Source organism: Sporosarcina sp. FSL K6-2383, from assembly GCF_038618305.1.
Lineage (GTDB): Bacteria > Bacillota > Bacilli > Bacillales_A > Planococcaceae > Sporosarcina.
The window spans coordinates 1706806-1730136 of the sequence record NZ_CP152017.1; the positions used below are offsets into that span (position 1 = coordinate 1706806).

Below are 23331 nucleotides of genomic sequence, written 5' to 3' on the forward strand. Positions count from 1 at the left end.
ACTTATTACAGAAAAAAGGTGTTTATCATGAGGAAATATATTATTATTGGTGCTGGAATTTTAGGTGCGTCGACAGCGTATCATTTGGCGAAAGCTGGTGCAGACGTATTAGTTATTGATCGTAAGGATGCAGGACAGGCAACGGATGCCGCGGCTGGAATTATTTGTCCGTGGTTGTCCCAGCGGAGAAATAAAGCCTGGTATGCACTTGCGAAAGCGGGGGCGGCGTATTATCAGCCACTCATCAGTCAACTTGAAGAAGATGGCGAAACGGACACAGGTTATCGGGCGGTTGGCGCCATTAATTTGCATACGGATTCTGTTAAACTCGGCAAAATGGAAAAACGTGCAATGACAAGAAGAGAGGATGCGCCTGAAATAGGTGACATTCGCCAATTAAATGCAATGGATACATCAGCATTATTCCCACCCCTATCCTCAGATTATTCGTCTGTTCATGTTAGTGGTGCAGCGCGAGTCAATGGACGAGCTTTGCGGGATGCCCTCATCCAAGGGGCAAACAAACATGGTGCAAAATTTACTTGTGGCTCAGCTGCGCTTATTGCAACCAACAACCATGTCACGGGTGTCCAAGTAGGTGAGCAATTGTTTAGTGCAAACACCGTCATTGTAACAGCGGGTGCTTGGGCCGCTGAATTGTTGACGCCGCTTGGTGTTAATTTACAAATAAATGCCCAAAAAGCACAAATTGTTCATTTGCAACTAAATCATACACAAACTGATAAATGGCCTGTTGTTATGCCGCCGACAGATCAATATATTTTGGCATTTGATGAGGGGAAAGTGGTAATCGGCGCGACGCATGAAGATGATGTTCAATTTGATCAGCATGTCACGGCAGGTGGCTTGCATGAAGTGTTGGATAAAGCATTGTCAGTAGCACCTGGCTTAGAGGATGCTACATTTAGCGAAGCCCGCGTAGGTTATCGTCCATTTACACCAGGATTTCTGCCGATTATTGGCGAAGTGCCGGGAGTAAAAGGTTTACTTCTGGCCAACGGACTTGGAGCTTCTGGTTTAACGGTCGGACCATTTCTAGGACAGCAGTTGGCACAACTAGCGTTAGGTGAACCAGTTGATATTGATTTGGAATTGTATGATGTTGCTGCAGCTATCGCGACTAGTTGATGGATTGGCTAGCTCTTCTCGCTGAATTTATTATTGAGTAAACAAACGAAAAAGCTTATACAATCACGTTTGTGTAAGTAATTCGATAATTATTGATGTTTTCAGAACAATAGTTCATTTTCATAAAGAGTATCCTTTCCATTTTCAGTACATAAGCTATGTGGAAGTTGAAGGATGGGGGGTACCGATAATGGACTTAGTAAATTTATATGCAATTATGGATGACTACCGTAGGCAGACGCAGCTACGCAAAAAGACAAGTGGTGAAAAACGAGCACTGTCATTACGGAAAGAAGACCAACGACTGAACGGACAAAAGTCCTGACAGTCGTTTTCTTTTTATCACTAATGGAAAGTTGGACGGATATTTTGGGGTGTGGCAGTCCATGAATAAAGGATAAAAGAAAATTTGGGTATACTACTGGAATGATACTCGGTGGTAGAAAGAAAAGAGAATTAGCTTTTTTCTTGCAATCGACAAAACATTTGTTTATAATATAAACAAATGTTAAAGAGGGTGGTGGTGGTATTGAATGAGAAGGAAGCGGCGATTGTTATGCTTCTTCGAAAAAATCCATTTTTGACCCAACAGGACATGGCCGATCAATTGGAAATGTCAAGACCTGCGCTTGCCAATCTTATCTCGGGATTGGTGAGGCGTGGCGTTATCACAGGGCGTGCTTATATTTTATCTGAGGATAATGAAGTGGTTTGTATCGGCGGAGCGAATGTCGACCGAAAGTTTCATCTGAAAGAAGCCACACAATTGGGTACGTCAAATCCTTCTGCAATGTCCGTGGCGGTCGGGGGCGTTGCTCGTAATATCGCAGATAATCTTGGGCGGCTCGATCACTCAGTTCGATTATTAACAGTTGCAGGTAATGATGCGGATTGGCAATTGATTGAACAAGAGTCTGCGGATTTTATGGATGTTAAGGCAGTTGGATTATTGCCAGGACAATCTACAGGTTCTTATTCGGCGGTGCTTAGCACGGATGGAGAATTGGTTGTTGCGATGGCTAATATGGATGTCTATGATGCGTTGTCGGTTGATTATATTGAAAGCAATGATCGATTGATTGCCAATGCTGCATTAGTAGTGATGGATTTGAATTGTCCGAAAGAAACGGTTGAATTTGTGAAAAGTCGTGCAATAGCACATGGTACGGACCTAGCAATTGTTCCTGTATCTTCACCGAAAATGACGCGGATGCCGGATAATTTGGAAGGTGTGACTTGGTTTATCTGTAATCAGGATGAAGCCGAAACCTACACAGGGCAATCGATTCAAAATGCTGCAGATTGGGAAAGTGCTGTGCATAAATTGTTCGAAGCGGGCGCAGAGAACGTTGTTGTAACGGCTGGTTCGAAGGGTGTTATGGCAGGAAAACATGGCGGAGAAGTGAAAAGATATACAGCAATGAGTGGTGTATCCGTGGAAGATGTTACTGGAGCGGGTGATGCATTTGTTTCCGGTGTTTTACACGGACATTTAGAAGGTGTGGATACAAGTGAGGCGATTCGTTGTGGATTAGTCAATGCCGCAAAAACGCTTGAATCATCCTATACAGTACGACCAGAATTAACAAAAGAGCAGCTCACAATCGAATTGGAGGAATACTAATGGAAAAATATCTATCTTACTCAGCAGAAGTACAAGAAGCAATGGCACAAGGAAAGCCGGTCGTCGCACTCGAATCGACGATCATTTCACACGGTATGCCATACCCACAAAACGTGAAAACAGCACGAGAAGTGGAACAAATTATCCGTGATAATGGTGCGGTACCTGCAACAATCGCAATTATTGATGGTATGATCAAAATCGGTCTTTCAGATGAAGAACTTGAAATGTTCGGGAATAGTCAAGGAGTTGCGAAGGTTTCACGTCGTGATATCGGCTATTTAATCGCAACAAAACAACTTGGTGCGACAACGGTTGCTGCAACAATGATCTGTGCAGAACTTGCTGGTATTCCTATCTTTGTAACAGGTGGTATTGGTGGTGTTCACCGCGGTGCGGAAACAACAATGGATATCTCTGCTGACCTCGAAGAACTTGCGCAAACGGACGTTGCTGTTATTTGTGCGGGTGCGAAATCAATTCTTGATATCGGTTTGACACTTGAGTATTTAGAAACAAAAGGTGTGCCAGTTGTGGGCTATGGAACAGATGTGTTACCAGCTTTCTATACACGTACAAGTGAATTTTCACTTCAAATTCGTGCAGACAAACCTGAAACGGTTGCGGACATGCTTCGTGCGAAATGGGATCTTGGATTAAAAGGCGGAGCAGTCATTGCTAACCCAATTCCAGAAGCGGATGCAATGGAAGAAAGTTTCATCAATGGCATTATTAAAACAGCACTAGACGAAGCGAATGCAAATGGTATCGCGGGTAAAGATGTCACGCCATTCATGCTTGGTAAAGTGAAAGAATTGACAGATGGTAAGAGCTTGGATGCTAACATTGCTTTAGTGAAACATAACGCAGTGATCGGTGCGCAAATTGCAGTTGCGTTTAACGGAAAGTAAAACAACAAAAGGAATCGTCGCTCTTCAATTGAAGAATGATGATTCCCTTTTTAATCTCGAATGCCATGTCTACAATAAAAGGTGCTAGGTTCTGAATTATTTCAGAACCTAGCACCTTTTGTTTACGAAAACCCATTGATAAAAATAAAAATCTATGGTAAATTAATATAGAAACTCATTTTATTTTATTGTGTGTATAATTAACCTAATCTTATTATATACCATGAAATCTTTTCAGTCAACACTTATTTTAATAAAGGAGTGTTTTATATGAATATGGAAAATAAGCAAGAGCAACAACGGGTGAACAACGTCGTGAAAATCATCACAGAGCAAATTGGCAAGCTGGAAAACGAAACCGGTCGACGTCGTAAAGAAGTTGTCGATTTCCGAAAACACTTTTGGGATGACGTTAAGATTAACACAGATACATTCGACGATTATCTGGAAACGATTATTGGCTTGAGACAGCAGAGTCAAACGCTAGCGGTAAATGAAAGTACTCATAGACAAGCTTCCAAGCGCTTATCAGAGCTACGTCGCATGGAGAAGGTACCCTATTTCGGTCGGATCGATATACTCGAGGAAGGTGTATCTACTAGGGAAAGTATTTACATCGGCGTCTCTACGCTAATGGATGAAAATGGAGAGGACTTCCTAATCTACGATTGGAGAGCACCAATTTCGAGCGTCTACTATGATTACGGACCAGGTCCGATTGAATATACCACACCCGGAGGAGTGATTCACGGGATGTTGGAGAAGAAATGGCAATATATAATCAGTGGTGGGGTTATTGAATCTTTGTTCGACACGAGTCTCACTATCGGGGATGAAATTTTACAAAAAGTGCTTGGCAAAGGCACAGACAAACATTTGAACAGCATAGTGGCTACCATCCAACAGGAGCAAAATCGAATTATCCGGCACGATCACGGAAGACTATTGATCGTTCAAGGAGTAGCTGGCAGTGGTAAGACATCAGCTGCCTTGCAACGGATTGCATACTTGCTTTATAAGTATCGGGATAGACTGAGAGCCGATCAAATCATTCTATTTTCGCCTAATGCGATGTTTAACAGCTATGTCTCAACAGTTTTGCCTGAGCTCGGAGAAGAGAATATGCAACAGGTCACTTTCCAAGAATATTTGAATCATAGGTTGAGTAACGCATTTCAAGTCGAGAATCCTTATGAACAATTGGAATTTGTATTGACGGAATCGGAAGCACCTTCCTATAAAACGAGGGTTGCGAGTATCCAGTTCAAGGCGTCGCCTCGTTTTTTTGAGGCTATTCAATCATATAGGCAGTCACTGGAAGTATCCGGCATGATCTTTAGGGGAATTAAATTTAAGGGGAAATCAATCGTTTCCGCTGAACAAATGACAGAAAAATTTTATAGCGAAGACACTTCGATCCGCTTTTATAACAGAATTGAGAGACTAACGGAGTGGCTGAACGACCGAATTGATGAAGTGGAGAAGCAAGAACTGACGAAGCAGTGGGTGCAGGAAGAAATTGAGCTTCTTAGCGACGAAGATTATCGAAAGATTCATAGCCATTTACAGAAAAAACGTAACTCTAAGGAAGAAGAATTCGATAATTATGAGGATGAGATTGAAACGCTTGGTCGATTAATTGTTCGTAAAAAGCTGAGACCTCTGCGCAAACGGATTCAGGCTCTTCAATTTATCAACATGAAGGGGATATACAAGCAGCTTTTCGCCAATCCAATGCAGATGAAACCGTGGATGAAGGGGGATGCCCCTGAGAAGTGGGCTGATATTTGTCAGTTGTCAGTGGAAATGCTTGATGAAGGCAAACTGTTTTACGAAGATGCTACTCCATTTTTACTGTTAAAAGAGCTGATCCATGGCTTTCAGATGAATAGTACTATCAAACACGTACTTGTAGACGAAGCGCAAGATTATTCTTCGTTCCAATTCGAGTTTTTAAAGCGTTTATTTCCTGCGGCAAAAATGACTGCCCTAGGCGATTTTAATCAAGCAATATTCGCGCATGCTAGCGAGGTAGTCGATTTCCATACGCTTACTGGCCTATACGGACCGGAAGAAACGGAAGGAATTACTTTGACCCGTAGCTATAGATCCACAAAGCCGATTGTCGAATTTACACGCGGGCTCGTGCCTAATGGTAAACAAATTACAGCTTTTGAACGCGATGGCGACAAGCCTATTCTGGCTCAATTGCCTACTCATGCCGAATTGCATCGTTGTATTGCTTCCAAGATTTCAGACTTGCAGAAGCAAAAGTATAATACAATTGCGATTATATGCAAATCGGCAGCTGAGAGCGCTGTAGCGTTCGAGGCGCTGAGTGGCTTAGAAGAAATTAAACTTGTGAAAAGTGGTTCCGTTGAATACGAGCAAGGCGTTGTTGTTATCCCGGCGTATTTAGCGAAAGGAATCGAATTCGATGCTGTCATTATTTATGATGCTTCGGCACAAGTATACAGCGATGAAAGCCTACGCCGATTGTTCTATACCGCCTGTACTCGAGCTATGCATCACTTGCAGCTTTACAGTGTAGGTGAACCGAGCCCCTTTTTGCTCAATGTTACGCCAGAAAGTATAGTGCGGCGTTAGGATAGGATGGTCTGTCCCCGTACAAAGAAAAAAGTTGATCGCTATCGTCACGCCGGACTAACCGTAACGCCAATAGTAGATCAACTTTTTTATAAAGAGGATTATCAACAAAAAGGGGTCCTCTTTAGCTATAGTGACAGTATAATTTATGAAACCCATTTCAGAGCAAGCGAAAAATTAAAATTTTTTAAAAATGCTTAAAATTGATATGAAAGGCGTTTCATAATTCATACTAAAACTATTCCTAATAAAAATAAATGAATCTATTCCATAAATGATAATTCCTTATCGGGGCGAGGTGAAGAAAGAGATGACAAATATTAAAGATTTGGCAAAGATAGCTAAGGTATCAGTAACAACAGTTTCCCGGGTGTTAAATAATCATCCCTATGTGAGTGAGGAAAAAAGGAATGCAGTATTAAATGCCATAAAAGTTACGAATTATAATAGAAATATCAATGCGGTCCATTTGAGCAGGGGAAAAACGAAACTGATAGGCGTTGTACTCCCATTTTCTGATCACTCATATTTTTCTTTGTTGTTGAAGGGAATCGCCAAGCAAGCATTAGTCAACAACTATCATCTGGTCTTATTTCAAACCGATTATATGGAAAGAAAAGAAAGGGAAGCATTGCAAATGCTGAAAGAAAAGCAAATCGATGGGTTGATAGTTTGTTCGAGAACTTGCGATATGCAATTAATAGAAGAGCATCAGCAATTTGGTCCAATCGTCTTATCCGAAGATGTGAAAGGAAAAACAATTTCGACTACCTTTGTCAATCACTATGAAATATTTTTTAATGCATTGGAGTATTTATATCAGAAAGGTCATAGAAAAATTGGCTATTCTGTTGGCAGAAGCTCAGGACCAAGTAGTTTTGATAGGGAGCAAGCTTATCGGGAGTTTCATAAGAAGCATGGTTTAGCATACAACCCTGAATACATTATTGACGACTGCTTCTATTTTGAGGACGGAGAAAAGATCGTTAATAAAGTGAAAAATATGGCTATCCCTCCCACGGCTTTGCTAGTAACGGGCGACCAAGTTGCAGCTGGTATCGTAATCTGCTGTCAACAACAGCAAATATCAATACCGAATGATCTAGCTATCTGTGGTTTTGACAATCAACCTATAGCAAAGATGATGAACATTACAACGATAGAAATACCTGTTATAGAGATGGGAAGTAACCTTTTCCTCCAGGCAATAAATGAGGATATATCAAATAAGGAAATAGCCGTAAAACTGATTGAGAGAGGGACTGTATAAGTCGATATTTCTATCGCGTTATGAAGCATACTACCGCTATTAGAGCACGAATTGCAGTAGCGCTTATCCAACTTTTTATAGCATAGATGCTAGTCATTTTGTTGTCTGCTATCTACTTGTTTGGTAATCTGTAGCTAGTGAATAGAGAAGGGGTCAAACTAAATTGAAATTAATATCTTGGAATGTGAATGGCCTACGAGCTTGCGTACGTAAAGGGTTTTTAGACTATTTTAATGAAGTAAATGCCGATATTTTTTGTGTACAGGAGACGAAGTTGCAGGAAGGGCAAATCGATTTACAGTTGGATGGTTATCATCAGTATTGGAATTATGCTGTTAAAAAAGGTTATTCAGGGACGGCCGTGTTTACACAAGAGCAGCCGCTATCTGTGAAATACGGTGTGGGAGATGCAGACGCGGAAGCTGAAGGACGGATTTTGACATTAGAGTTTGCTGAGTTTTATTTGGTAAACGTCTATTCGCCAAACGCTCAGCGTGACTTGGCAAGATTGCCTTTCCGTTTGGAATGGGAAGAGAACATGCGGGTATACTTGAAGGAGCTTGACCAGCATAAGCCCGTTATTTTATGTGGCGATTTGAATGTAGCACATGAAGAAATTGATATTCGCAATGTTAAATCGAATATTGGTAATTCAGGATTTACTCATGAAGAACGAGGTAAGATGACGGCGTTGTTAGCAGAAGGTTTTGTCGACACGTTCAGACATTTTCATCCTAACCAAGGGGATGCCTATACCTGGTGGTCGTATATGAATAAAGTGCGGGAGCGTAATATTGGCTGGCGCATTGACTATTTCATTGCATCGAATCGACTGGAACCTTTACTTAAAGATGCAACAATTCATCCAGATATTATGGGCAGTGATCATTGTCCAATTGTTTTGGAACTTGAACTTTAAGGAGAACTTTTGATGAATCAAAAAATCACAACATTTCTCATGTTTGAGGGACAAGCCGAGGAAGCGATGAATTTTTATACTTCGGTATTTACTGATTCAGAAATTAATCACACCATTCACCAAGAAGATGGGGCAGACATTCATGTGTATCGATAGTGCCATCAACCATGAATTCACTTTTACACCCGCCATTTCACTGTTTGTAACATGTGATACAGCGGAAGAAGTTGATGAGCTTTTCGAAACACTATCGGATAGCGGACAAGTTCTTATGCCGCTATCCCCAACACCAGTGAGTGAAGAGCTCGGTTGGGTACAGGATAAATTCGGTGTTTCCTGGCAGTTAAATCTGGTGGAAAAATAAGCAATAATAACGCTAATCGTTCTAGTTGAAAGAGGTGGATAAAAAGATGATTGCTACTATTAAACCAATTGGAGAAGGTTACATCGCCCGCTATGAGCGCCCTATGCAGCACCCAATAGAAAATGTTTGGGCAATGTTGACGAATAATGAGGAACTAGAAAAATGGTTTCAAGAGTTGAGCGTCGGAGATCCTCGTAACGGTGGGTTCATGAAGTTCAATATGCCCGACGGGAAGTTTGAGGAACTTGAAATTTTCGAGTACACGCAGCATGCTGTTCTGGAATTTGATTGGTTCGGTGATGGTGTCCGTTTTGGGTTGCACCAGGAGCAAAATGGTTGTTTACTCCTTTTTACAGAGCGGTTCAAAACGCTAACTGAGCAAAGGGTCAAAGATCTTGCAGGCTGGCATGTTTGTTTGGATGTTATCAAGTCGCTACTTGATGGGAAACCCATTCATTCGAGAGAAGCTGAGTGGAAGAGATGGTATAGTGAATATGAACGCGTGGTGAATGAACTTAGGATAGTAGACAAAGCGTGATTTACTTTACTACAGTTTTAGTCTCTGACTTCCGATTTAAAGGGCACCAGCATAAACAACAAATTTGAATTGTTGTTTATGCTGGTGTTTTCTGTTGTCTATTAGCTTTTGACTTGTAACCTTCCTACTGGATAACCGTCCAATCCATCAAAGGGGGTGCCATAATGAGGAAATTAGTGTATGCATTGCTCGCAGTTACTATCTTTATATCAATGATGGTAGATACAAGGGTATCCGCAACCAGTTGGATTGTCATGGAGCCACAAGAAGTTAGTGATCGCGCTGAAGTTATCGTCAGTGGAAGATATGATTTTTCGAGTAAAGCGGTGTCCAGTGATTTTATTTTTGTAGGATTTACGTTCAACGTTGAAAATGTGTATAGGGGAGAGGTATCAAGCAAAATAACTGTCGGCATCGATCATTTCGATGTTGGATGGGCTGATGAATTTCAAAATGAGGGTGGGAAGTTTCTATTGTTTTTAGAGAATAGTGATGAAGCTACATTCCTGACACCGGTAGCAGGCCCGAATGGTATGATTCAGTTTTTCGATGGGAAAGTTCAAAATTTAAATACCGAGAGTCAGATTTTCTACGAAGGTATTTTAGAGTCGACATCCAAGAAACCCGGCAGTGAAAGTGATATCGTCCTTGTTAATAACCAAAAATCCGGTTCGGCTATGCTTGTATGGATAGGTGGAGCTGCTACAATCGCCATTTTAGGTTTGACTCTACTGTATAGATATAGAAAGAAGAAGCACTGAATATTGAAGCTAACAGCACTTAGCTATCTGAATCCAATAGAAAAAGGCATCGAGTTCTAAACAACTCCAAGTTGTTTTAGAATCAGATGCCTTTTGTGTATGCCGAGAAAAATTGGTATTACCTTTTATATAGAGTAACTAATACATTTCTCCCCGCAGACATGCCAGATAATAAGACAATTACAGAAGCGAAGATGAGAATGAACATCGGAATTGTCCAACCGCCTGTGGAGTCATGTAATAAACCGAATAATACGGGTCCCACGGCGGCGAGTGCATAGCCGAAAGACTGTGCCATCCCTGACAAATTAGCGGCTTCCTGTGGCGTCTGCGTGCGCAATGTGAAGAACATCATCGCCAATCCAAATGCAGCACCGCCTGCCAACCCGATCATAATCATCCATAATGCAGTAAGAGCAGTGATATTTAATAGAACACCGCCATATCCGATGATATATAAAACAGTGACGCCAACGACAATCATGCGCTGAGCTTTCACTTTTCCAGCAATGATAGGAATAATGAACGTAATAGGTAGCTGAGAGAATTGCAGTAGGGAGACTAACCAGCCTGCATTATCTGCGCTGATACCTTGTGCTTTTAATACTTCAGGTAGCCAGGCCGAAGTTGTATAAAAGAGTAGAGATTGGAAACCCATGAACAAAGTAACACTCCAGGCAAGAGGAGAGCGCCATAAAGGAATTTTTTCCTTTGCCACTTCGGGTATAGCTGCCAAGCGTTTATTTTTTAATTGCGGTAGCCAAACCAACAAAGCAACGAGTGCGAGTATCGACCACATTCCTAATGCACCTTGCCAGCCAAATGCTGTTTGGGCGAGTGGTACACTGACACCAATTGCAATCGAAGCCGAGAGATTCATGGATACGGAATAAATGCCCGTCATCAGCCCAATTTGCAACGGGAAACTCAGTTTTATCAAACTAGGCAATAGCACATTTCCGAAGGCGATGGCTAGTCCAAGTAGAAACGTTCCGATGAGTAAAGCGGGTATCGTGCCTAGTGAACGAATGATAATGCCGGCTGTTAATAAAATAAGTGAACCAAATAGGGTGAGCTCCATTCCGAAGCGTCGTGCAAGCTTTGGTGCAAACGGTGAAATAATCGCAAATGCCAGTAAGGGGATTGTTGTCAAGAATCCTGCTAAGACATTCGAAATCCCTAGGCTATCCCTAATGGAAGAAATGAGGGGGCCAACAGTTGTTAACGGTGAACGAAGTGTCAGTGCGATAAACACGATACCTACTAGTAGAAGCCATGTATTACGTGTGAACTTTAATCTTCTAGTTACATGTTGAGTAGTCAAAACAAAGCCTCCAAAATATAGTTATATTGCTCATATTAACATATTCACTCCGGGATACTTATTCATTGAATTAATGGAATCATTTTTTAATTATTATAGTCTGCGAAACATGCTATACTAATAGCATTCTAATAACATTCACTCATATAATAGCAGGGATATGGCCTGCGAGTTTCTACCGATTTGCCGTAAACAAATCGACTATGGGCGGCAACGAATTGACAGGAGTCTATCTCCTGTTCTTTCTCATTCGACAAATAAGCTCGGATGACATTGCTCCACTCGTAGTATGAATGGATGCACGGTCATGGGGCTTATTTTTTATACCATTTTGCATGAATTGACACAAATTTTGGAGTCAATTATGCCGGGGTATAGTGGATAGCTCCTGACCGTGAAAACAACAGGGAGGAATAACATCATGAAGTTGCTGCGAGATAAAATTGTGCAGGATGGAAAAGTATTATCGAATCAAGTATTGAAAGTAGACACATTTTTGAATCACCAAATTGACCCACCGTTGATGAAGGCGATTGGCGAAGAGTTTGCGGCACGATTCAAGGACGCAGGCATCACTAAGATATTAACAATCGAATCGTCTGGTATTGCTCCATCTATGATGGCAGGTCTACTTCTAGGTGTTCCGGTAATTTTTGCACGTAAACGGAAGTCATTAACACTAATTGATCATTTGTATACGGCAAGTGTTCATTCCTTTACGAAGAAGGAAACGAATGACATTTCCGTTTCAAAGGATTTTATTACAAATGAAGATACAGTTTTGCTGATTGACGATTTCCTGGCGAATGGACAAGCTGCACTGGGCTTACTAGATATCGTTGAGCAGGCTGGCTCGAAGCTGGCGGGTGTCGGTATTGTTATAGAGAAAGGTTTCCAGCCGGGCGGAGTTCTACTACGCGAACGCGGTATCCGTGTGGAATCATTAGCGATAATTGCTTCGCTTGAAAACGGACAAGTAACGTTTACTGAGGAGGATAAACTTCAGTGAATAATTCCATAAAGGCTACGGCATTAGGTCTCCAACATGTATTAGCGATGTACGCGGGGGCAGTCCTTGTACCGTTAATTGTAGGTGCAGAACTTGGTCTCACATCGACACAATTGACGTATCTTGTATCCATCGATATTTTAATGTGTGGGGTTGCTACGATTTTACAAATTATGAATAATCGTTTCTTTGGTATTGGATTACCAGTTGTTTTAGGCTGTACGTTTACAGCGGTAGGGCCAATGATTGCTATTGGTGACGAATTCGGTATTACCGCGATTTATGGAGCTATCATTGTGTCGGGACTGTTCGTTATCGTCATTAGTCGATTCTTTGGTAAACTTGTACGGTTTTTCCCGCCTGTTGTCACAGGTTCTGTCGTGACGATCATTGGTATTACGCTAATTCCTGTTGCTATTAACAATATGGGCGGCGGACAAGGAGCAAGTGATTTTGGCTCGATGACGAATGTTGCGCTATCATTTGGAACATTGCTATTTATTATTTTGGTCTATAAATTTTCTACGGGCTTCATGCGTGCGATTTCCATTTTACTTGGGCTAGTTGCAGGGACGGTTGCTGCGACATTTATGGGGATGGTGGATTTCACAGCTGTTGGGGAAGCATCGTATATTCATATGGTAGAGCCGTTTTACTTTGGCCTACCGACGTTCGAGTGGTCGGCGATTTTGACGATGATATTAGTCGCTATGGTTTCATTGGTCGAATCAACGGGTGTATACTTCGCGCTAGGCGATATTTGTGAACGAGATATTAAGAAGGAAGATCTTGAAAAAGGGTATCGTGCAGAAGGAATTGCTGTCTTGCTCGGTGGAATTTTCAACGCCTTTCCTTATACAACATTCTCGCAAAATGTCGGCTTGCTGCAAATGTCAGGTATCAGATCACGCAAAATCATTTTAATTACGGGAATCATGCTCATTACAATGGGGTTTGTACCAAAAATTGCTGCGGTGACAACTATTATTCCGGTCGCTGTTCTAGGCGGGGCGATGCTTGCCATGTTTGGAATGGTTGTGTCACAGGGCGTTAAAATGTTAAGCAAAGTGATTGGCGATTCTCAGGACAATTCCATGATTATTGCTTGTTCAATCGGACTTGGTCTTGGTGTAACAGTCGCACCCGAGTTGTTCGCACAATTTCCTTCAGGTCTGAAGATTTTAACGAGTAACGGCATTGTCGCAGGGAGTATAACAGCGATTGTATTGAATATTTTATTTAATATGCTTCCTTCACGGAAGAAAAATATGATGTAATCAAGTGGATTCTCCAGTCTATAAATAGATTGGAGGATTTTTAAAAACTCAATCTGTTCAGTCTCCCCAACCGCTGGAATTCTGGACGTCAAATCACTGGGTAAAACGTACCTATCATACGAGATTGTATAGTACGCTATACAATGAAAAATATTTACTAGACTTCCTATGAAGGATATGCAAGGATATACAACATAAAGGGGAAAATTAAGTACCTAGAGGAGATTTATATATGAAGAATCAAAAAGGCGTATTAGCTATTCTGTTGATGAATTTGTTCATCGCATTTCTAGGTATTGGACTTGTTATCCCTGTGTTACCAACGATTATGAATGAGTTGGATATTTCCGGTACGGTTGTCGGGTATATGGTGGCAGCATTTGCGATTACCCAGCTTATCTTTTCGCCATTTGCAGGTCGATGGGCGGATAAATATGGCCGGAAAATTATGATTGTTCTTGGCCTGTTTATCTTTGGTTTTTCAGAGTTTTTATTTGGCTTTGGGAAATCGGTTGAAGTGCTGTTTATATCGCGGATGCTTGGTGGAGTGAGTGCAGCTTTTATCATGCCTGCAGTCACGGCATTTATAGCGGATATTACAACGACTACCACAAGATCGAAAGCATTAGGCTATATGTCTGCGGCGATTAGCACTGGCTTTATTATTGGGCCGGGAATTGGCGGTTTTTTAGCTGAAATAGGCACGCGTGTCCCTTTTTATTCTGCGGGAGTATTAGGAGCATTTGCCGCGATTTTGTCACTCATCCTTTTAACGGAGCCTGAACGTGCAGCTGAAGAAGTACCGACACCTGGGCAAGTGACTGGGATTCGCCGCGTTTTCATTCCTATGTATTTTATCGCATTTATTTTAATATTCGTATCAACATTTGGTCTTGCAGCGTTTGAATCCCTATTTAGCTTATTCGTTGACCATAAATTTGGATTTACACCTAAAGATATTGCCATCGTCATTACAGGTAGTGGGATTGTGGGTGCAATTGCGCAAGTCGTATTGTTTGATCGTTTATCAAGACGTATGGGTGAAATCAATTTGATACGCTACAGTTTAGCAATTTCTGCAGTTCTTGTTTTGTTAATGACTTATGTCAGTTCTTATATTTCTATTTTATTAACTACATTTGTCCTGTTTATCGGTTTTGACCTAATGCGACCAGCGATTACATCGTATTTGTCGAAAATTGCGGGCAACGAACAAGGCTTTGTCGGTGGTATGAACTCGACTTTCACAAGTCTTGGTAATATTTTCGGACCAATCATTGGTGGAGTGTTATTCGACATTAACTTAAACTATCCTTACTATTTTGCGACGATTGTTTTAATCATTGGTACGATTATTGCACTGTTTTGGAAAAAGCCAAAACATGTAACATTTTAGTTGCAAGGAACTGGCTAGAAAACAAGTATCTTCACTAGACAGCACAATCGCAACATGCGAGGATAACTAGATATCGTATAAGTAAAGGGGATTTGATTTTATGTATAAATTAGTGGCGATTGACCTTGATGGTACATTACTTACGGATGAGCTAGCGATTACGCCTAGAACGATCCAGGCGATTCAAAAAGCAGTTGAGTTAGGTACGGTTGTAACGATTGCAACAGGACGTATGTTTCCTTCGGCAAAACAATTTGCACAGCAGCTAGAGATAGATGTACCTGTTATAACTTATCAGGGTGCGATTATAAAGAATATTGCTGACAATGAAGTGCTCTATGAACGTCTCATTCCAGCGGATATTGCGCAGCAGTTAGTGGATATTGCTAATGAGAAAGACTTGCATTTACAAGTTTATCAAGATGATATTCTGTATGGTGCATTAGAAAATGATAAGCTTATTGCTTATTCTAAAAAATCTAAGGTCCCATATAAGGTAGAACCAGATCTTGGTAAGCTTGCTAACCGAGGGTTTACGAAAGCACTCTTTATCGAAGGGTCTGATAACCTTGATCGATTACAAGACGAATTGCGCGCATTGTTTGGAGAGCGGGCTCATATTTCTAAATCTGCTGTGAATTATCTTGAGGTGACACACCCAGAAGCGAACAAAGGGAGTGCCCTACTGCATTTGGCGAGCAAGCTGGGCATTGATCGTTCAGAAACGATTGGGATAGGTGATAATCACAATGATATTGAACTGATCAAAACGGCGGGACTAGGTGTTGTAATGGGCAATGGAGTTCAGGCCTTGAAGGAAATTGCTGATTACATTTCGCTAAGTAATAATGAAGAGGGCGTTTGCCATGTGATTGAAAAATTTATTTTAGAGCCAATGGGCGTTATTATCGAATGATGGACCAGGTGTATTAAAAAAGTTGTGAATAGACGCTTTTGTTATTGAAACTAACAAAATAAAGCTATCTCTAAGTTAGTCAGTTTTTGACTTTTAGGGATAGTTTTTTTGTTGTCTAGGAAATTATAAAATTTTCGTACTATGGATAAGTTGGAACCTTCATGTCTGAACTCAAAGGCATTTGAGGTAGTCGAGTTTCTGGCATACGTAGTCCAGTTTGTCGGAAAGGTAGGCGAGTTCGCGAAATTGGTAGTCGGGTTTCCCCAAGGTAGCCGAGTTTCCGGCATACGTAGTCCGGTTTATCGGAAAGGTAGGCGAGTTCGCGAAAAAGGTAGTCGGGTTTCCCCAAGGTAGCCGAGTTTCCGGCATACGTAGTCCAGTTTGTCGGAAAGGTAGGCGAGTTCGCGAAAAAGGTAGTCGGGTTTCCCAGAGGAATCTAAGAATATACTTTTGGTGGTGGAACCATGCGAAGGGCGAAAAAAAGTCCTGATTGGATTATTTATACTTGGAACGTGGACAGAGGCGCTTCAGCGCTTTTGTTCTTAAATGTATTGAGCCGCCAAAATAAAGACGAGTAAATTGCGCATAGAGTGGCATACTAATCGTTGATTCATTTATTTGAAAACATACAATATCTTAATTGAACACAGCCATGTTTACTTATTGCATTTCGTTTGCTAAAATCATCTGGTTGTCCGATGTCAGACGACTGCTTTTTTTACATAGCAAAGCGAGCGTTGGTACAGATTGACTATAGGAACAAAAATTATAAATGGAAAACTTTCCATTGAAGAGGTGTGACAGTTGAATTTATTGTGGGGGCTTTTCGGGATTATTGTCGTCTTAGGAATTGCATTTCTTTTATCTAACGGAAAGAAATCGATTAATTACCGGACAATCATTGTTGGGTTAATCCTCCAAGTGACGTTTGCATTTATTGTCCTAAAGTGGGAAGCAGGAAGAACTGGATTAGAAGCGTTTTCCGACCTAGTACAAAATGTCATTGATTACGCTGGTGATGGAGTTGCGTTTCTTTTCGGTCCAATGGCAGATGCTGAAGGATTCGGTTTCGTTTTTGCATTCCAAGTGTTGACCATCATTATTTTCTTTTCATCCTTGATATCCGTGTTATATTATCTTGGAATCATGCAGATGGTCATTAAAGTAATCGGAGGGGCTTTATCAAAACTTCTTGGTACGAGTAAGGCGGAATCGGTGTCTGCGGCAGCGAATATATTTGTCGGACAGACGGAAGCGCCACTCATTATACGACCGTTTTTGGCAAACATGACGAAATCCGAGCTATTTGCTGTCATGACAGGAGGACTTGCTTCTGTTGCGGGTTCCGTCCTAGCGGGATATGCACTTTTAGGTGTTCCACTTGAGTATTTGATAGCGGCAAGTTTCATGGCTGCACCTGCAGGTTTAATTATGGCGAAAATATTCATTCCGGAAACGGAGGAATCAGATATCGTCGAATTTGAGATGGAAAAGGATCGGGAATCGGTAAACGTCATTGACGCGGCAGCTCGTGGGGCGGGAGACGGATTAAGCCTAGCACTTAATGTGGGTGCGATGTTATTGGCCTTCATTGCGCTTATCGCACTCATAAATGGCATGTTAGGTGGAGTCGGTGCCTGGTTCGGTTTCGAATCATTGACGCTTGAGGGGATTTTAGGTGTCCTGTTTTCACCACTCGCATTCGCTATTGGAGTCCCATGGACAGAGGCGGTCACTGCAGGGAGTTTCATCGGTCAAAAGCTTGTGTTGAATGAGTTTGTTGCATATGCATCTTTCGCACCGGAAATTGCTTCCCTTAGCCCCAAAACGGTTATCGTTGTCAGCTTTGCGCTTTGTGGTTTTGCAAACTTAAGCTCGTTGGCGATTCTTATTGGAGGGCTAGGTTCACTAGCGCCAAGTCGACGCCCTGACATTGCTAGGCTCGGAATACGTGCGGTGGCAGCTGGAATGTTAGCTTCGTTATTGAGTGCTGCGATTGCGGGAATGTTTATCTGAATTCAGATAAAGCTACAGGGCGTAATTACATCGAGGCGTAATTGATCAGATAGCTGGATAGTAATGAAAAGCAGGATGGCGCAATTACACCATCCTGCTTGATGTTATTGTCGTCCTATTTTTCCAGTTCCTATTATCGTAGAAGGTGGCATTTGGATATCAGAATAACTCAAGCAGGTGTTAGAAGTAGGCTATTAAATAATCTCAGTATTGATTGCCAACGAACGAGACAATAAGTTTATGAAGAACTAAAAAAATACAAAAATGCATAGATTTTAATATCTATGCATTTTTGTATGCTTATTAAAGGCGGTGTTCTTTATATATGTTTTTTCTTGCAATATTACCCAACCGAATAATCTCCTCATCCCCCGCTTGTTTCTCATAAGCAATAACAGAATCGAGTAATTGCTCGATTGTGCGGGCACCAATGAGCGCAGATGCTACTGTTTGATCTCGCAGGACGTAAGCGATTGCTGCCGCATGTAGGTCATCTGATTGTTCGCTAAGCTCTTGAACTGTGCGTGTCAGATCAGTGGCATCATAGTCAACAAAGCCGTTTGCTTGTTCGGCTCTTGTCATGCCTTCCGCCGTCAAAAATCCTTTGGCAATCGTACCCCTTGTGACAACTGATGCACCAGCCTCTTGAATCATTGGAAACCATTCTTCTGGTCGACGATCGAGTAAACTGTATTGCATCATGATTGAAATGGCAGAGCTCTTATCCAAAAATCGTTTAATGACAATTGGACGGATGGAAGAAATGCCGTATTGACGTATCAGACCCTCTTTTTTCAAACTTTCAAAGGCATCGATTGTTTCATCGACATTGTCTTCCATCACGCCACCATGTAGTTGATATAAGTCAATATAATCTGTTTCGAGGCGAAGTAAACTCTGTTTAATAGCCCCTGTTATATGTGCTTTGGAGGCGTCCCATGACCAGCCATTGCCGTCGGGATTCATTTTATTGCCAGCCTTTGTAGCTAGGATAATATCTTGACGTCTTCCTTTTAATGCATGGCCAACAAGTTCTTCATTCCGACCGCCGTCGTATAAATCGGCTGTGTCGAAATAGTTGATGCCAGCATGGATCGCGGCATCGATGATTTTTTTTGATTCATCTAGATCATTTGGCAGCGACATACAACCGAATCCCATTTCGGACACGTACAGACCACTCTTGCCTAACTCTCTTTTCTTCATAATCAAGCACCCCCTATTTTATCCATGGTACAATGTCGTCATTAGAAATTCTAGGAGAAGGGGTTGAATGTGATGAATAAATATGAAGAAAAAACGTTATCAGGTGAAACACTTTACGAAGGAAAAGTTATTACACTACGTGTGGAAGAGGTTGAATTGCCAGATGGTAATCGAGCAAAACGTGAATTGATTAAACATCCAGGGGCTGTTGCGGTTATTGCGATTACTGCAGAAGGGAAATTGATCTTTGTTGAGCAGTATCGAAAAGCATTGAATCGCTCACTCGTTGAAATACCTGCTGGGAAGATTGACCCGGGGGAAGCGCCAGAAGTGACAGCGGTCCGTGAGCTGGAAGAGGAAACAGGGTATGGTGCCAATGAATTCAGCTATATTCAGTCGTTTGCGACATCGCCGGGCTTTGCGGATGAAATCATTCATCTTTATTTGGCACAAGGACTTTATACAATTGATAACCCAGCAGAGGGCGATGAAGATGAGTTCATAGAATTGTTGGAAGTGACAATTGAGCAGGCGGAGGACATGGTTGCGACGGGGAAAATATTTGATGCTAAAACAGCTTTTGCTGTACTCTACGCAAAAAAACTTCTAGAAAAGTGACCTAATTTTGAACGGACAAGCATATGTTGAATCAATCGAGCTTTTGGGACAGTTGGATCTTACTTGAGTAGGACAGTTGTCCGTGAAAGCGGGACAAGCTATGCGGAGGTGCAGCCTATGGTTCGTTCTTTATCGTTCATCCACTTATTTATTATTTTAGCAGTCAGTTATATTGGCGGAGCCTTGTTGTATCGCTACATGCCGGCAGTTGCGATTGAAAGAGTGATTACGCTCTATGATGCGCGTGTCGTCGGAGGGCATGGGGTAGGTTATAGTAGACCTATAGGCACATCGGCTCTGTTTTTTATCGTTACTTTTGCGTTGGCGTCGTTCAATAAAACACGGTTTCTCGTGCTGTTTTTTGGTGCATTGAAATGTGTCTTTTTTGGTCTATCTTCTTCCTATCTTCTCGGTTCGGGTGCAAAAATAATGGCGTATTCGATTTGGTGGTTTCCATTTCAGTTCATCAGCTGTTTTCTATTTCTTATGTACTGTGCTATTCTAAGCCCCCCTTACTTTATGAATACGACACTTGGGAAAAGACGCAATACGCGTGCATTGCCAACGATAATTGGTCTATCGGCGGCTGTGCTTGCCATCGAAATTATTGTCTTTCGATTCATTCTTCAATAAAGAATAGTTGTCCACCTTGAGCTATCCGTTTCCTTTCTGTTGTCAGAAGGAAAGCCCATTTGGTATAATGGAAGCAGTTTGAGGGGGGCGTCGTATGGAAAGCCGAATCGATCGGATAAAGAAACAATTGCATGGGGCAAGTTACAAGTTAACGCCCCAGCGTGAAGCGACGGTTTTGGTCCTCCTTGAGCATGAGGAAGACCATCTAAGTGCCGAAGATGTATTTTTACTAGTCAAAGAGAAAGCACCAGAAATTGGGCTAGCTACTGTATATCGTACGCTCGAGTTGCTAACAGATCTTAAAGTAGTCGATAAAATCAATTTTGGTGATGGGGTATCGAGATATGACCTTCGGCAGGAAGGTGCTGCCCATTTCCATCATCACCTCATTTGTATCGAATGTGGAGCAGTGGATGAAATTCAAGAGGATCTTCTCGGTGATGTCGAGAAAATCGTTGAAAGCCGTTTTCAATTTGCTATAAAAGATCATTGGTTAACGTTTCATGGTGTTTGTAAAAGATGTACATCAGATGTTGATGATAGTGAAGTCTGAACAAGGGGATGGCGCGCCGCTATCCCTTTTGTTGTTGGATAGGAAGGGGGAAAGGGCTTGGACAAACAAATGATAGATAAAGCTTGTTTTTCATTTCCCGTTATTCATGAAAGATAGCCGTTTTGCACTTGAGGATTATATGCACTTTTTAAAAGTAGAGCGTCAGCTAGCGGGGAATACGATTATTTCTTATAGGCGTGACCTTGATGAATATATGAATCACTTGGAACAAGCGGGCTTCAAAACGATAGATGATGTTGACCGTGCTGCTATTTTGGAGTATTTGCACCGTTTGAAGGAAAGTGGGAAATCATCCCGAACGGTGTCGAGGCATATCTCGTCAATCCGCTCATTCCATCAGTTTCTTTTACGAGAAAAAGTGACAACCCAAGACCCAACGGTACATTTAGAATTGCCAAAACTGGAGCAAAAATTACCGCGTGTTTTGTCCATGGTAGAAGTGGATAAGCTAATTGCTGTCCCAGACCGTTCAAAGCCTCAAGGTGTAAGGGATCATGCGCTGTTGGAAATATTGTATGGAACTGGGATGCGAGTGAGTGAATTGATTGGTCTGGATATGGATGACATCCATTTGTCTATGGGATTTGTACGCGTGTTCGGTAAGGGTGGAAAGGAACGGATTATTCCACTCGGCGGCAAAGCCATTGAAGCTTGTCAAACGTATATAGATGAGGCACGCCCTGGTTTTATCGCCAAGCAGAGGCAAGTGGAAGCGTTGTTTGTCAATATGCGTGGGGCTCGTCTAACAAGACAAGGCTGTTGGAAGCTATTGAAGGGGCACGCACTGGAAGCGGGTATACAAAAAGAATTGACACCGCATATTTTGCGTCATTCTTTTGCTACGCATTTGATTGAAAATGGGGCGGACCTGCGCGCTGTTCAGGAAATGCTTGGACATGCGGATATTTCAACAACACAAATCTATACTCATGTGAGTCGCTCGCGGTTAAAAGAAGTGTATGTGAAATTTCACCCACGGGCTTGAAATAATGGAAACAGTATATTTAATTGGAGGAAATAACTATGGAAAAACAACAATTTAAACGTATCCATGTAATCGTACTCGACTCTGTTGGTATCGGAGAAGCACCGGATGCTCAACTATTCGGCGATGTAGGCTCTAATACACTTGGACACATTGGCGAAGCAATGGAAGGATTACATATGCCGCATATGGGCAAAATGGGTCTTGGAAACATCGGAAAAATAAAAGGAATTTCAGTTGAAGAAGAGTCCCGGGCGTATTACGGCAAGATGGAAGAGGCGTCCGTTGGTAAAGATACAATGACAGGCCATTGGGAAATTATGGGACTTAATATCGACAAGCCGTTCAAAGTCTATCCAAATGGCTTTCCTCAAGAGTTGATTGATGAATTAGAGCAACGAACAGGACGTAAAGTGATTTGCAATCAGCCAGCAAGTGGTACAGAGGTTCTTGACGAATACGGTGCTGAGCATATGGAGACAGGTGCGTTAATCGTCTATACATCAGCAGATCCAGTACTGCAAATAGCAGCACATGAAGGCATTATTCCGATTGACGAACAATACCGGATTTGTGAAATTGCACGCGAATTAACATTGGACCCAAAATATTTGGTCGGTCGTGTCATTGCACGTCCATTTATTGGTGAGCCGGGGAATTTCACCCGTACGACGAATCGCCACGACTATGCATTGAAGCCATTCGGACGGACTGTTATGAATGAACTAGTAGATGCTGCTTATGATGTGATTGCAGTAGGCAAAATTGCGGATATTTTTAATGGAGAAGGCATTACAGAGTCAGTTCGTACAGTAAGTAATATGGACGGCGTTGACAAATTATTAGATGTTATGAAGAAGGATTTCAAGGGACTTAGCTTTACCAATCTTGTTGATTTCGATGCATTATTTGGCCATCGGAGAGATCCAATTGGTTATGGTAATGCGCTGCAAGAATTCGATGCAAGGCTACCGGAAATTATGGCGGCTTTGCATGAAGATGATTTGCTTATCATTACAGCGGATCATGGTAATGACCCAACGTATCCAGGGACGGATCATACACGTGAATATGTTCCACTACTTGTTTATTCGCCTACCCTCAAGCGCGGCGGAGCTTTGCCGCAAAGGGAAACATTCTCTGATATTGGAGCAACGATTGCGGATAATTTTAATGTGAAGTTACCGGAATTCGGTAAAAGTTTCTTGAATTTATTAGTAGAGAAGGTGTGATG

At 41.8% G+C, this 23331-nt stretch carries 21 protein-coding genes, 1 pseudogene and 1 riboswitch; of the genes and pseudogenes, 20 read left to right on the forward strand and 2 right to left on the reverse strand.

Annotation, left to right across the window (positions count from 1 at the left end; all coding sequences use genetic code 11):
* Window positions 1–27 precede the first annotated feature (27 nt).
* The 10 genes and pseudogenes from MKZ10_RS08495 to MKZ10_RS08540 all read left to right on the forward strand — a co-directional run bounded on the left by MKZ10_RS08495 (window position 28) and on the right by MKZ10_RS08540 (window position 10143).
* Window positions 28–1149 carry an FAD-binding oxidoreductase gene (locus MKZ10_RS08495; protein WP_342509718.1) on the forward strand — a complete coding sequence of 374 codons (1122 nt, stop codon included), beginning with the start codon at window positions 28–30 and terminating at the stop codon, window positions 1147–1149.
* Window positions 1150–1339: 190 nt separating this feature from the next.
* Entirely contained in the window at window positions 1340–1474 is a 135-nt protein-coding gene (locus MKZ10_RS08500) for a hypothetical protein (protein WP_342509720.1), read from the forward strand.
* Between the two features lie 198 nt (window positions 1475–1672).
* Window positions 1673–2773 carry a PfkB family carbohydrate kinase gene (locus MKZ10_RS08505; RefSeq protein ID WP_342509722.1) on the forward strand — a complete coding sequence of 367 codons (1101 nt, stop codon included), beginning with the start codon at window positions 1673–1675 and terminating at the stop codon, window positions 2771–2773.
* A complete protein-coding gene (locus MKZ10_RS08510) occupies window positions 2773–3684 on the forward strand; it encodes a pseudouridine-5'-phosphate glycosidase (protein ID WP_342509724.1) in 912 nt (303 codons plus the stop codon). The genes MKZ10_RS08505 and MKZ10_RS08510 overlap by 1 nt, the downstream gene beginning before the upstream one ends.
* Before the next feature lie 270 nt (window positions 3685–3954).
* A complete protein-coding gene (helD, locus tag MKZ10_RS08515; protein WP_342509726.1) occupies window positions 3955–6291 on the forward strand; it encodes an RNA polymerase recycling motor HelD in 2337 nt (778 codons plus the stop codon).
* A 310-nt stretch (window positions 6292–6601) separates the two neighbouring features.
* Entirely contained in the window at window positions 6602–7561 is a 960-nt protein-coding gene (locus tag MKZ10_RS08520) for a LacI family DNA-binding transcriptional regulator (RefSeq protein ID WP_342509728.1), read from the forward strand.
* 163 nt (window positions 7562–7724) lie between these two features.
* Entirely contained in the window at window positions 7725–8480 is a 756-nt protein-coding gene (locus MKZ10_RS08525; RefSeq protein ID WP_342509730.1) for an exodeoxyribonuclease III, read from the forward strand.
* Window positions 8481–8492: 12 nt separating this feature from the next.
* Window positions 8493–8844: pseudogene (locus MKZ10_RS08530) on the forward strand (VOC family protein).
* A gap of 46 nt (window positions 8845–8890) precedes the next feature.
* A complete protein-coding gene (locus tag MKZ10_RS08535) occupies window positions 8891–9382 on the forward strand; it encodes an SRPBCC family protein (protein ID WP_342509732.1) in 492 nt (163 codons plus the stop codon).
* A gap of 164 nt (window positions 9383–9546) precedes the next feature.
* Window positions 9547–10143, forward strand: a complete 597-nt coding sequence (locus MKZ10_RS08540) for a hypothetical protein (RefSeq protein WP_342509733.1) — start codon at window positions 9547–9549, stop codon at window positions 10141–10143.
* Between the two features lie 118 nt (window positions 10144–10261).
* On the opposite strand, the gene MKZ10_RS08545 is transcribed toward MKZ10_RS08540, so the two are convergent.
* Window positions 10262–11467, reverse strand: a complete 1206-nt coding sequence (locus MKZ10_RS08545) for an MFS transporter (RefSeq protein ID WP_342509735.1) — start codon at window positions 11465–11467, stop codon at window positions 10262–10264.
* Window positions 11468–11589: 122 nt separating this feature from the next.
* A riboswitch (purine riboswitch) is annotated at window positions 11590–11691 on the forward strand.
* A gap of 197 nt (window positions 11692–11888) precedes the next feature.
* Here MKZ10_RS08545 and MKZ10_RS08550 point away from each other — a divergent pair.
* The 5 genes from MKZ10_RS08550 (at window position 11889) to MKZ10_RS08570 (ending at window position 18081) form a co-directional block, all read left to right on the forward strand.
* Entirely contained in the window at window positions 11889–12476 is a 588-nt protein-coding gene (locus MKZ10_RS08550; RefSeq protein ID WP_342509737.1) for a xanthine phosphoribosyltransferase, read from the forward strand.
* 8 nt (window positions 12477–12484) lie between these two features.
* On the forward strand, window positions 12485–13753 hold the full coding sequence (locus tag MKZ10_RS08555) for a nucleobase:cation symporter-2 family protein (protein ID WP_342510107.1): 1269 nt from the start codon (window positions 12485–12487) through the stop codon (window positions 13751–13753).
* A gap of 232 nt (window positions 13754–13985) precedes the next feature.
* A complete protein-coding gene (norA, locus tag MKZ10_RS08560) occupies window positions 13986–15149 on the forward strand; it encodes a multidrug efflux MFS transporter NorA (RefSeq protein ID WP_342509740.1) in 1164 nt (387 codons plus the stop codon).
* A 100-nt stretch (window positions 15150–15249) separates the two neighbouring features.
* Window positions 15250–16065, forward strand: a complete 816-nt coding sequence (locus MKZ10_RS08565; RefSeq protein WP_342509742.1) for a Cof-type HAD-IIB family hydrolase — start codon at window positions 15250–15252, stop codon at window positions 16063–16065.
* Window positions 16066–16869: 804 nt separating this feature from the next.
* Window positions 16870–18081 carry a NupC/NupG family nucleoside CNT transporter gene (locus tag MKZ10_RS08570; RefSeq protein ID WP_342509744.1) on the forward strand — a complete coding sequence of 404 codons (1212 nt, stop codon included), beginning with the start codon at window positions 16870–16872 and terminating at the stop codon, window positions 18079–18081.
* 303 nt (window positions 18082–18384) lie between these two features.
* Here the strand turns inward: MKZ10_RS08570 and MKZ10_RS08575 are convergent, their stop codons facing one another.
* On the reverse strand, window positions 18385–19287 hold the full coding sequence (locus MKZ10_RS08575; protein WP_342509746.1) for an aldo/keto reductase: 903 nt from the start codon (window positions 19285–19287) through the stop codon (window positions 18385–18387).
* A 72-nt stretch (window positions 19288–19359) separates the two neighbouring features.
* Here MKZ10_RS08575 and MKZ10_RS08580 point away from each other — a divergent pair, with 72 nt between their 5' ends.
* The 5 genes from MKZ10_RS08580 to deoB all read left to right on the forward strand — a co-directional run bounded on the left by MKZ10_RS08580 (window position 19360) and on the right by deoB (window position 23329).
* The gene (locus tag MKZ10_RS08580) at window positions 19360–19905 is read left to right on the forward strand and encodes an NUDIX hydrolase (protein ID WP_342509749.1); all 546 of its coding nucleotides are present in this window, start codon (window positions 19360–19362) and stop codon (window positions 19903–19905) included.
* A 117-nt stretch (window positions 19906–20022) separates the two neighbouring features.
* Window positions 20023–20538, forward strand: a complete 516-nt coding sequence (locus MKZ10_RS08585; protein ID WP_342509751.1) for a hypothetical protein — start codon at window positions 20023–20025, stop codon at window positions 20536–20538.
* A 94-nt stretch (window positions 20539–20632) separates the two neighbouring features.
* Window positions 20633–21091 (forward strand): Fur family transcriptional regulator, encoded by a 459-nt coding sequence (locus MKZ10_RS08590; protein WP_342509753.1) that lies wholly within the window; start codon window positions 20633–20635, stop codon window positions 21089–21091.
* A gap of 106 nt (window positions 21092–21197) precedes the next feature.
* A complete protein-coding gene (xerD, locus tag MKZ10_RS08595; RefSeq protein WP_342509755.1) occupies window positions 21198–22097 on the forward strand; it encodes a site-specific tyrosine recombinase XerD in 900 nt (299 codons plus the stop codon).
* Between the two features lie 38 nt (window positions 22098–22135).
* Window positions 22136–23329: a phosphopentomutase gene (gene deoB, locus MKZ10_RS08600; protein ID WP_342509758.1), complete on the forward strand. Its 1194-nt coding sequence runs from the start codon at window positions 22136–22138 to the stop codon at window positions 23327–23329.
* Window positions 23330–23331: the final 2 nt, after the last annotated feature.

Bases quoted from the DNA above. Each gene is read 5' to 3' on its own strand.
- MKZ10_RS08495 (WP_342509718.1), top strand. From the start codon at position 28: ATGAGGAAATATATTATTATTGGTGCTGGAATTTTAGGTGCGTCGACA.
- MKZ10_RS08500 (WP_342509720.1), top strand. From the start codon at position 1,340: ATGGACTTAGTAAATTTATATGCAATTATGGATGACTACCGTAGGCAG.
- MKZ10_RS08510 (WP_342509724.1), top strand. From the start codon at position 2,773: ATGGAAAAATATCTATCTTACTCAGCAGAAGTACAAGAAGCAATGGCA.
- helD (WP_342509726.1), top strand. From the start codon at position 3,955: ATGAATATGGAAAATAAGCAAGAGCAACAACGGGTGAACAACGTCGTG.
- MKZ10_RS08520 (WP_342509728.1), top strand. From the start codon at position 6,602: ATGACAAATATTAAAGATTTGGCAAAGATAGCTAAGGTATCAGTAACA.
- MKZ10_RS08535 (WP_342509732.1), top strand. From the start codon at position 8,891: ATGATTGCTACTATTAAACCAATTGGAGAAGGTTACATCGCCCGCTAT.
- MKZ10_RS08540 (WP_342509733.1), top strand. From the start codon at position 9,547: ATGAGGAAATTAGTGTATGCATTGCTCGCAGTTACTATCTTTATATCA.
- MKZ10_RS08550 (WP_342509737.1), top strand. From the start codon at position 11,889: ATGAAGTTGCTGCGAGATAAAATTGTGCAGGATGGAAAAGTATTATCG.
- norA (WP_342509740.1), top strand. From the start codon at position 13,986: ATGAAGAATCAAAAAGGCGTATTAGCTATTCTGTTGATGAATTTGTTC.
- MKZ10_RS08565 (WP_342509742.1), top strand. From the start codon at position 15,250: ATGTATAAATTAGTGGCGATTGACCTTGATGGTACATTACTTACGGAT.
- MKZ10_RS08575 (WP_342509746.1), bottom strand. From the start codon at position 19,287: ATGAAGAAAAGAGAGTTAGGCAAGAGTGGTCTGTACGTGTCCGAAATG.
- MKZ10_RS08580 (WP_342509749.1), top strand. From the start codon at position 19,360: ATGAATAAATATGAAGAAAAAACGTTATCAGGTGAAACACTTTACGAA.
- MKZ10_RS08585 (WP_342509751.1), top strand. From the start codon at position 20,023: ATGGTTCGTTCTTTATCGTTCATCCACTTATTTATTATTTTAGCAGTC.
- MKZ10_RS08590 (WP_342509753.1), top strand. From the start codon at position 20,633: ATGGAAAGCCGAATCGATCGGATAAAGAAACAATTGCATGGGGCAAGT.
- xerD (WP_342509755.1), top strand. From the start codon at position 21,198: ATGAAAGATAGCCGTTTTGCACTTGAGGATTATATGCACTTTTTAAAA.
- deoB (WP_342509758.1), top strand. From the start codon at position 22,136: ATGGAAAAACAACAATTTAAACGTATCCATGTAATCGTACTCGACTCT.